Raw genomic sequence first — 9241 nt, 5'->3', positions numbered from 1 at the left:
AGGCCGCTAGGTCCCGAAGATCCGGCGCACCATTGAGAGGAAGTCGACGAGCGGCGGCGCGTCCTCCCATTGGATCCAGGCCACCATCATCTCCGCCATCGGCGCGTCGGCATCCGACAGGGGCAGGTACACGATGCCCTCGCGGTGCAACATCGCCGCCGACCGCGGCAACAGCGAATAGCCCAGCCCCAGTTGCACCAGCCCGGTGACCACATAACGCTGATGCACCTCCTGGGTGACCGACGGCTCGCGGCCCAGCCGCTCGAACAGCGGGCGGAACACGCTGCGGATATATTGTGCCTTCGGACCGGGAGCGAGGATCAGCCCCTCGTCGATCACCTGCGAGAGCGAGACCGATGCCTCGCCCGCCAGCGGGTGATCGGCGGCCAGCGCCACGACATAGGGCTCTCGCAGAATCACGCGGGACTTGATCGGGTCGTCGAGATTGATCGGCCGGGTCAGCGCCACATCGATGCTGCGCCGCTGCAGTCCATCAGCCAGTTCGGCCGAGATCATTTCGACCAGTTCGAGTTGAACCTCGGGGGCGTGGCGGCGGTACTCGGACACGATCGCCGGCAGCACATTCACCGACGCCGCCTCGACAAAACCCAGGCGCAGCCGTCCGACCTGTCCCTTCGCGGCGCGGCGCGCCGAGGCAACGGCGCCGTCGTAGTTCTGAACAAGATGCGCGGAGTCGCGGGCGAACATGCGGCCTGCCTCGGTCGGGGTCACCCGCCGTCCGGAGCGTGCGAACAGCAATGCGCCCAGTTCGGTTTCCGCGCGCTGGATCTGCTGCGACAAGCCTGGCTGGCTGATGCCGAGCCGCGCTGCGGCGCGGACGAAATTCAGCTCTTCCGACAGCACGACGATCGCGCGCAATTGCTTCATGTCCATGACGCAGAATTCTCCGTTCTATAAGGGTTGCTTATTTGACTATAGCTATCAATCGTCAAATTCTAGTCTCCAAGAGTGAGGAGACACAGATGACGGCAGGTCAATCGGATTATATCTTGGCGAATGATGACAGCGCGGCACGCAGCGGAGCTGCCAAGTGACGATGCGTCCGAATGTCCTGCTGATCACGGTCGACCAATGGGCTGCCTCGCTTCTGGGGGTGGCCGGCCATCCGGTGATAGAGACGCCGACGCTTGATGCGCTGGCGCGCACCGGCACGCGTTTCACCAATCTCTACAGCGAATGTCCGGTCTGCATTCCCGCGCGCCGCACGCTGATGACGGGCCTTTCCCCCAAAAGCCACGGCGACCGGGTGTTCCAGCCGATGCTGCCGATGCCCGACGCACCGACCCTTGCGCAGTGCTTTCGCGACGGCGGTTATCAGGCCTTCTCCGTCGGCAAGCTCCACATCCACCCGCAACGCGACCGGATCGGGTTCGATGACGCGCTTCTGGCCGAAGAGGGGCGCGCGCAACTGGGCGCCGTGGATGACTACGACATGTTCCTGGCCGACCGCGGTTTCGCCGGCCAGCAATATCTCCACGGCATGTCGAACAATGATTATATCTGGCGTCCATGGCACCTGCCCGAGGACTGCCACGTCACCAACTGGACCGCGCGCGAAATGTGCCGCGTGATCAAGCGTCGGGACCACGGGCGCCCGGCATTCTGGAACATGTCCTTCACGCATCCGCACCCGCCGCTGGTGCCGCTTGAAAGCTATCTCGCACGCTACGCGCCTGCCGATATGCCCGATCCGACGATTGCCGAATGGGCCCGGGACCCCGAAGCCATGCCCTACGCACTGCGCTTCGTCCTGAACTATCTGCCCGAACGCTCGCCGCGCGAACGAAAGGCGCTGATGGCGGCGTTCTTCGCGCTCTGCACCCATATCGATCACCAGATCAGGATCGTCATCGGCACACTCCGCGAGGAGGGCATTCTGGATGACACGGCAATCCTGTTCCTGTCGGACCACGGCGACATGCTGGGCAATGGCGGGCTTTACGGCAAGCGGCTGTTCCTCGAGCCTTCGACCAAGGTGCCGGGTATTTTCGTTGCGCCGAAATCAACCGGGGACACATATCGCGGCAAGGTCTGCGACGGCATCTTTGGCCTGGCCGATGTCATGCCGACCCTGCTCGAAATCGCCGGCCTGCCGGTGCCCGACGGCGTGGACGGCGTGTCCATGCTGGACCTCAAGGGCCGGCCGCATCTTTACGGCGAGTGTCTCGAAGGGCCGAGGGCCAACCGGATGATACGCCGCGGCGACTGGAAGCTGATCTGGTATCCGGCCGGCAATGCCGTGCAGCTGTTTGATCTGGCGAGCGATCCGGGCGAGCGCCGCGACCTTTCCAGCGCGCCGGAGGCCGCGCAGATGCGCGCCGAGCTCGAGGCGCTGCTGGTGGAACACCTCTATGGCTGCGACCTCGACTGGGTGAAGGACGGTCGTCTGACCGGTTTCGAAGCCCCGCCGCTTTCCGCGCCGGACGAGCGCAAGCTTGCGGGCCAGCGCGGCCTGCACTATCCGCAACCCCCGCTGGAGCTCAGCGGGCAGGTGGTGGGTGCGGGCTGATACGGCCGCATCCGAGAATGACTGACGATATCTGAAACCCATGGGAGGAAAGACATGATGAATCGTAGAACAGCCATCTTTGGCATCGCCGGCGTCGCGGTCGCGTTGCTGGCATCCGCCGTGACCGGACAGGCACAGGAATTCCCGTCAAAGCCGATCCAGGTGATCGTGCCGTTCAAGCCCGGCGGCTATACCGACAGCGTCGCGCGGGTGATCGCCAAGGCGATCGAGGACAATGATCTGCTGAGCCAGCCGCTGGTGATCGTCAACATGGGCGGCGGCGGTGGTGCCGCGGCTTATGAAAAGATGATCTCGTCGCCCAAGGATGGCGAGACGATCATGCTGTGGCAGTATAATGCCCTGATCTCGAAGGCGCTCGGCGTCGGCAATTTCGATATCGACGATATCGTAACCCTGGGCTACACCGGCACCACCAGCCCGGTCTGGGCCGTCGGACCGAAATCGGGTCTGACCAGCTTTGAAGATATCGTCACACAGCTGAAGGCCGAGCCGAAAAGCCTCGTCGAGGTCGGCGGCATCGGCACGATCGCCCAGTTTGCCGGCGCCAAGCTGGAGCAGGAAGCGGGCATCGAGACGCGCTTCGTCAACGGCAATTCGGGCGCCGACCGCCAGCGCATGCTGATGGGCGGCAATGCCGACATCTCGCTGTTCTCGCCCTCCGAGGTACTGGGCAACGACCAGATCACGCCGGTCGCCTCGTTTGCGCCCGAGCGCTCTGACAAGCTGCCTGACGTGCCGACCGTCACGGAGTTGGGCTATCCCGACGCTACATGGTCGAACGCGATGTGGTGGATGGCGCCCAAGGGCATCCCAGAAGATGTGCAGAAGACGCTTTCAACGGCGCTTGAAAAGGCGGTTAACACGCCGGAAGTGCAGGAATTCTTCACCAACAACGGCGACGACCCCTCGTTCACCCCGGGCCCTGAAGCGACCGAGGAAGCGCGCGAGCGCCTGAAGTCGATCGAGGCCACCGCCGCGAAGATGCAGTGATCCGATGAACCGCAAGCCCCATCCGGCAACCGACCTGGCATTCTGCCTCCTGATCGTCGTGATTGCCACGCTGTTGCTGGTCGGGGCGGCGTCCCTGCCTGCACCGAAATATGATCCGCTCGGGTCGGCGGCAGTGCCGCGGACCCTGGCGGTCCTGATCTTGCTGGCGGCGGTTCCGATCGCCGCCAGCGCTGTCCTGCGCATGGTGCGCGGTACCGAAAGCCTGCCTCTACCGTGGTCGCCGGCGGCGGCCCTGCGGGGCACCGTGGTCTTCGCGGCGCTCGTCGTATTCATTCTGGCGATGGCCTGGGGCTGGGCGACCTTCTGGGTCGCGGGCACGGTCTATGTCGCCGTCTCGGCGGTGCTGATCGGCGGTTTCGACTGGCGGCGCTTCGCCGTCTCGGCCGTCGGCGCGGCGATCCTGTGCAGCCTGCTGGCGGTTGTCTTCTCGCGCTACTTCTTCGTAAATCTTCCTTGACGGGCGGCAACAATGAGCGAACTTCTCACTGCCCTCGGGGCAACTTTCGAACCCGCCGTCCTGGCCTGCCTGGCGCTTGGCACCGCGCTCGGCCTGATTGTCGGCGCCATACCGGGGCTCGGCGCGTCGATGCTGATCGCGCTGACGCTGCCGATCACCTTTCACATGGAAAACGCCACCTCGATCTCGCTGCTGGTCGGCGAATATGTCGGTGGCATTTCGGGCGGGCTGATCTCGGCGATCCTGCTGAACATGCCGGGGACGCCGGCCTCGGTCGTGACCACATTCGACGGCTTCCAGATCACCCGCCAGGGGCGCGCCACGCGGGCGCTGTCGCTCGGCATCGTCGCCAGCTTTGCCGGCGGGCTGATTTCGGCGCTGTTTTTGGCCGGCCTGTCGCCGTTCCTTGCACGGTTCGCGCTGCGCTTCGGCCCGTGGGAATATTTCGGCCTGATCATGATGGCCTTCGTCATGCTGGCGGCGCTCGCCGAATCCTCACTGGTGCGCGGCCTGATGGGCGCCATGCTCGGAATGGTCTTTGCGCTTCCGGGCATCGACCCCTCGACCGGACAGGCAAGGCTGACCTTCGGCTTTGATTCGCTGCTGTCGGGCTTCGACGTGCTGCCCGTGCTCATCGGCGTGTTTGCTATCAAGCAGGTGCTGATGGAGGCCGGCCGCCGCGCCGCGCCGCCCGAGCTGGTGCAATCCAAGGGGGCGCTCGCCTTCAACCTGGCCGATCTGCGCAAGTTCACGCCGAATATCCTGCGCTCCAGCATCATCGGGACCTGGATCGGCCTGTTGCCGGGTATCGGGGCCAGCGTCGCCTCGCTGGTCAGCTATGGCAGCGCGCGGGCCTTCTCGAAGAACCCCGACGCCTTCGGCAAGGGTGAGGAGCACGGTATCGTCGCCTCCGAGGCGGCCAACAATGCCTCCGTCGGCGGGGCGCTGATCCCGCTGGTGACGATGGGCATTCCCGGCAGCGTGGTCGATGCGATCCTGATCGGAGCGCTGATGATCCACAACCTGCAGCCCGGCCCGCTTCTGTTCCAGAACTCGCCCGAGGTTGCTTACGGCTTCATCGCCGCCTATCTTGTCGCCAACTTCCTGATGCTGGCGATGATGTGGATCGGCACCCGTGGCATTGCCCGGCTGACGCTGGTGCCGAGCTGGGCGCTCTACCCGATGATCCTGGTATTCTGCGTCATCGGTGCCTTCGCGCTCAACAATGACTGGTTCGACGTATGGGTGATGCTGGGCTTCGCGCTGCTGGGTCTGGTGCTGACCTTTGCGCGGATTCCGCTCGGTCCGTTCGTGATCGGCTTCGTGCTGGCGCCGATCGCCGAGGAACAGCTACGCTCCGGGCTGATGTATTCCGAGAACGGCTTCGCAGGCGTGTTAAGCCGACCCTGGGCGCTGCTGTTCCTGGCCATCGCCGCGCTGTCGATCATCCTGCCGCCGCTGTTCCGGCTGGCGGGCAGAAGACGCGCGTCCGCCTGAGCGGCCGGCTCTCCCGTCGATCGGGCGGTTCCTGCCGGGACCGCCCGGTTTCCGTTCCATTCAGAGGCGTTTTTCGACATGACCAAGACCGCAGCCCGCCGCCCCAATATTCTGTGGTTCTGCACCGACCAGCAGCGTTGGGACACAATAGCGGCCCTCGGCAATAGTGAAATCCGCACGCCCAATATCGACCGGCTCTGCGCCCGCGGCTGGGCCTTCGACCGCGCCTATGCCCAGGCGCCGGTATGCACGCCCTCGCGCGCCAGCATGATGACCGGTCGCTATCCGGCGAGCCATCATGTGATGCGCAACGGCAATGACAGCTTCCCCGAAACCGAGCAGCTGGTGACCGGACTGCTGGCCGATGCCGGCTACCGCTGCGGGCTGATCGGCAAGCTGCACCTGTCGCGCCAGGCCAAGGGCGAGAAACGGCCCGACCATGACGGGTTCGAGACCTTTCTGTGGAACCCGCAGCCGGCCTATCGGGGCCAGGGCAGCGACTACCACGACTGGCTCGCCGAGCGCGGCGTCGACCATGCCGTGCTGTTTTCCGATCCGACCAAATTCTGCGGCCCAGGCGCGCCCGAGGACCTGAACCAGGCCGCCTGGGCCACCGACCGCAGCCTGGGGTTCATCGGTGCGGGCAGCGACGATCCCTGGTTCCTGATGGTCAACCTGTTCGATCCGCATCCGCCCTTCGACCCGCCGCAGAATGTCCTCGATCGCTACGATCCGCAAAGGCTCTCGCCGCCCGCCTGGGCGGAAAGCGATGTGGCGGCGCAGGCATTCATGGCCGACATCCCGTTCCAGTCGCCGCATCTGGACGTGTTCGGTCCCACCCCCGACCGCAACGGCGCGGGCGTTCCGGCAAACCGTCCGGCGCAGGTGGCGGCGAAGCCCCCGGAAAGCTTCGACGCGCGCGCGGTCAAGGCCGCCTATTACGCGATGATCGAGAACCTGGACATGCGGCTGGGCGAGATCCTCGACCATCTCGACAGGACAGGCCAGGCAGAGGATACGCTGGTCGTGTTCGGCTCGGACCACGGCGAAATGCTGGGCGACCACGGCCTGATTTACAAGGGTTGCCGCTTCTATGACGGGCTGGTGCGGGTGCCGCTGGTCTTCGCGCTGCCCGGCCGGGTGCGCGCCGGCGTGGTGTCGCAGGCGCTGGTCGAACTGGTCGACATCGCGCCGACGCTTCTGGATGCCGCCGGGATCGCCGTGCTGCCGGCGATGCAGGGGCGCTCGCTCTGGGCCAAGATGGGCGGCGACGGCGACCCGGACCGGCACAAGGACATGGTGATCTCGGGTTTCAACGATTCGCAGTCCGGCTTCCGGCCCGAGCATGGCGTGATGGTTTTCGACGGGCGCTGGAAGTCCTGCTTCTATGAAAGTGCGGGCCTGATGGAGGTCTATGACCAGCAGTCCGACCCCCACGAGTTCCACAACCTCGTGCAGCACGGCATCACCCCGGGACTGAAGGCCGACATCCTTGACCGGCACCTGCGCAAATGGCTCTCGACCAGCGACGCCGGGCCGGTGCGGACCGGAACCAGCTGAGCCGGGCGGCCATCGTCGGCTTGCTCGGGTGAGGTCGTTTGGAGTTGCTCGGACGGTTGCCCTTCGGCTGAAATACTGTCGATCTCTGCAGATAACAAAAGCAGAGACACATACCCCGCGGCCTCGGCAGTTTTGCTTGAAGTTCCACCAATCGCAGCCTGCGCTTCTGCGGCGAAATCAACGTCCCCAGTTCGCAGATGCTCGATCAATTCGGACACATCCGATTGCAGGGCCTGGTCAAAAGCATTGAGCCGTCGGGTCAGTTCCTCGTACTTTCTTTCGAAGGCAGCCTCCAAACTCCGACGGGCAGCAATCTCTTCTTCGGGACGAGTCTCATTGCCGAGCCGTTTTTGATCCATTGCTCCAAGTTCGCTGGCAAGGCTCAGCACCTCCCCAAACATGCTTCCCATAGCAGATGGGGCTTGTGGCAATCCGAGTTGTTCGGCCCAGAAGGCAGCTCCTTCCACGTCGGGAAGGAGGGTCTGGTAACCAGACTTTGCGAGCGCCGGGAACGCGACATCCTCAATGTAAGGCATAATCGTCAGGTGGATCGACGGGTCCACCAATAACCGCACGAGTTCGGCTTGTTCAGCGAGTGCAACCACCGCATCTGCTATGTCGGACGCGAGCAACAGTGCGAGAACCTCTACAGGTGGCCACGGTAGAATACCCTTGGCGTTAACGCGGAGATGGAACTCTGCGGCGATCCCGGCCTCCTCTGCCAAGCGTTCAATTTCTGCCTTTCGCTGAGCTAGCCGTGTTTCCCCGGCAGCTTTGGCAGAGAGGGATACGAGCCGAACGGAGTTGCCTACTCGCGCGCCTTTGCCTCGTGTCGCCCAAGTTACCGCTGGCACTTGCTTCCTTTCATGGGCTTCTCCGGCCAGAAGTCGCAACGTCTCCAAGAGCGTCTTGAGACGGTTAAGCATTAGCGGGGGCCCGCCTCCTATAAGCTGCCAAGGTTCTTCGAGAGTGGTGGTGTCGACATCGGTGATGAGATCGCTCAGCCAGGCAATGTATGCGCCAGCTTGGTCAGGCAATTTCACGAACCTCGCGATGACATTGAAGCTCGCGCTGTGCAGGAGGTTCTGAAACTTGGTGACGTTGGTATTTGTTTCGTTGCTTCCGGCACCCGACGCTTTCAATGACGAAATAGCAGGAGGAGTCAGTGCCTCTGTCTCAGTGTTGATGGAGTTTAACGTTTCGAAGAGTCCGTTAGGTGCATTCTTTCCGCGAAAATGGGTGTCGAAGATCTTTTCCAACGTCGGCACAAGGGCATCGAGAATCACCACGCCTCTGGCAAGATAATCGCTATAGCTCGGAGCGGCGACGCGGCGGGAGATCAGATCCCGCCAACGCCGGTTCCATTGAGGAACCGACGGTGGAGGAAGATTTTCTCGGGCAATCCGCTTTGTCCCCAGCGGCAACTGGGCAAGGCCAGCCAATTCGCCGCTTGCAGTAATGGCGTTGGACGCCGCAATGTCAGCCGACGGACACAGTGCCAATATTCGTTCGCACAAACTCACAACTGCGTCGTGCGGATTTTTCTGGACAGAGCCGGCAACGTACCAAAGATCGCAACGGACGATCACTCCGTCATCGGCATCTTGGATTGTTACAGGCCCGGCCCAAGCTGTCTCTGCCTGAACCCGTGCGAACAGCGCCTCTTGCCCGATCTCGGCGACCCAATCACCAGCGATCTCTCGATCCAGGGCGGACAAGGTGCCCATTAGAGACCCCAAGAGATCGAGATTGGCATTCAAGAGGCCGTCTGGAGCCTGCATGAGGCTGGTCCGCACCGCGACTGGCAATGGCATTCCGACCAACGCTGCGAGAATCTCATCTAAGCTCGCCAAATCCGCTGTCTCGATCAGGACAGACAGGACAGAGGGTGACATACGCTCCATCAACAGGCGACGAGGGTCATCGTCCGGCGAACCATTGATCTGCGAAAGTCGACCCGCCGCGGCCTGGACCTCCGGGATGATGCTGAGATTACTCAGATCAATACCCGCAATCCCAAACATTGCGGCGCTTCCGACTTGCGTTCGCGGCAGCGCACGCGCTTCAGGAGTTTCCAGCCATTCGTCGACGCCCAAGGAAACACGGCCCGAACCTAAACCCCGGAGCGCCGAGGCCAATGCCTGTTGATTTTCACTGAGAACTGA

5 protein-coding genes and 2 pseudogenes are annotated in these 9241 nt (G+C 63.3%); 5 read left to right on the top strand and 2 right to left on the bottom strand.

The window, feature by feature from the left end; genetic code table 11:
- Positions 1–6 precede the first annotated feature (6 nt).
- Complete coding sequence (locus B4E36_RS05590) at positions 7–894, bottom strand: LysR substrate-binding domain-containing protein (RefSeq protein WP_345900087.1); 888 nt, start codon at positions 892–894, stop codon at positions 7–9.
- Positions 895–1057: 163 nt separating this feature from the next.
- Between B4E36_RS05590 and B4E36_RS05585 the strand changes: the two genes are divergently transcribed.
- From B4E36_RS05585 to B4E36_RS05565, 5 genes and pseudogenes are all read left to right on the top strand, one after another.
- A complete protein-coding gene (locus B4E36_RS05585; protein WP_292058489.1) occupies positions 1058–2530 on the top strand; it encodes a sulfatase-like hydrolase/transferase in 1473 nt (490 codons plus the stop codon).
- Between the two features lie 57 nt (positions 2531–2587).
- A complete protein-coding gene (locus B4E36_RS05580; protein WP_292058468.1) occupies positions 2588–3541 on the top strand; it encodes a Bug family tripartite tricarboxylate transporter substrate binding protein in 954 nt (317 codons plus the stop codon).
- 4 nt (positions 3542–3545) lie between these two features.
- Complete coding sequence (locus B4E36_RS05575) at positions 3546–4019, top strand: tripartite tricarboxylate transporter TctB family protein (RefSeq protein ID WP_292058465.1); 474 nt, start codon at positions 3546–3548, stop codon at positions 4017–4019.
- Between the two features lie 12 nt (positions 4020–4031).
- Positions 4032–5516, top strand: a complete 1485-nt coding sequence (locus tag B4E36_RS05570; protein ID WP_292058464.1) for a tripartite tricarboxylate transporter permease — start codon at positions 4032–4034, stop codon at positions 5514–5516.
- Positions 5517–5594: 78 nt separating this feature from the next.
- A pseudogene (locus B4E36_RS05565) lies at positions 5595–6923 on the top strand (sulfatase); the annotation flags it as partial.
- Positions 6924–6928: 5 nt separating this feature from the next.
- On the opposite strand, the pseudogene B4E36_RS05560 reads toward B4E36_RS05565, so the two are convergent.
- Positions 6929–9241 (bottom strand): annotated as a pseudogene (locus tag B4E36_RS05560) (hypothetical protein); the annotation flags it as partial.

The sequence above is a fragment of the Martelella sp. UBA3392 genome (assembly GCF_002358775.1).
GTDB lineage: Bacteria > Pseudomonadota > Alphaproteobacteria > Rhizobiales > Rhizobiaceae > Martelella > Martelella mediterranea.
This window is presented reverse-complemented; position numbering and strand designations above follow the sequence as displayed.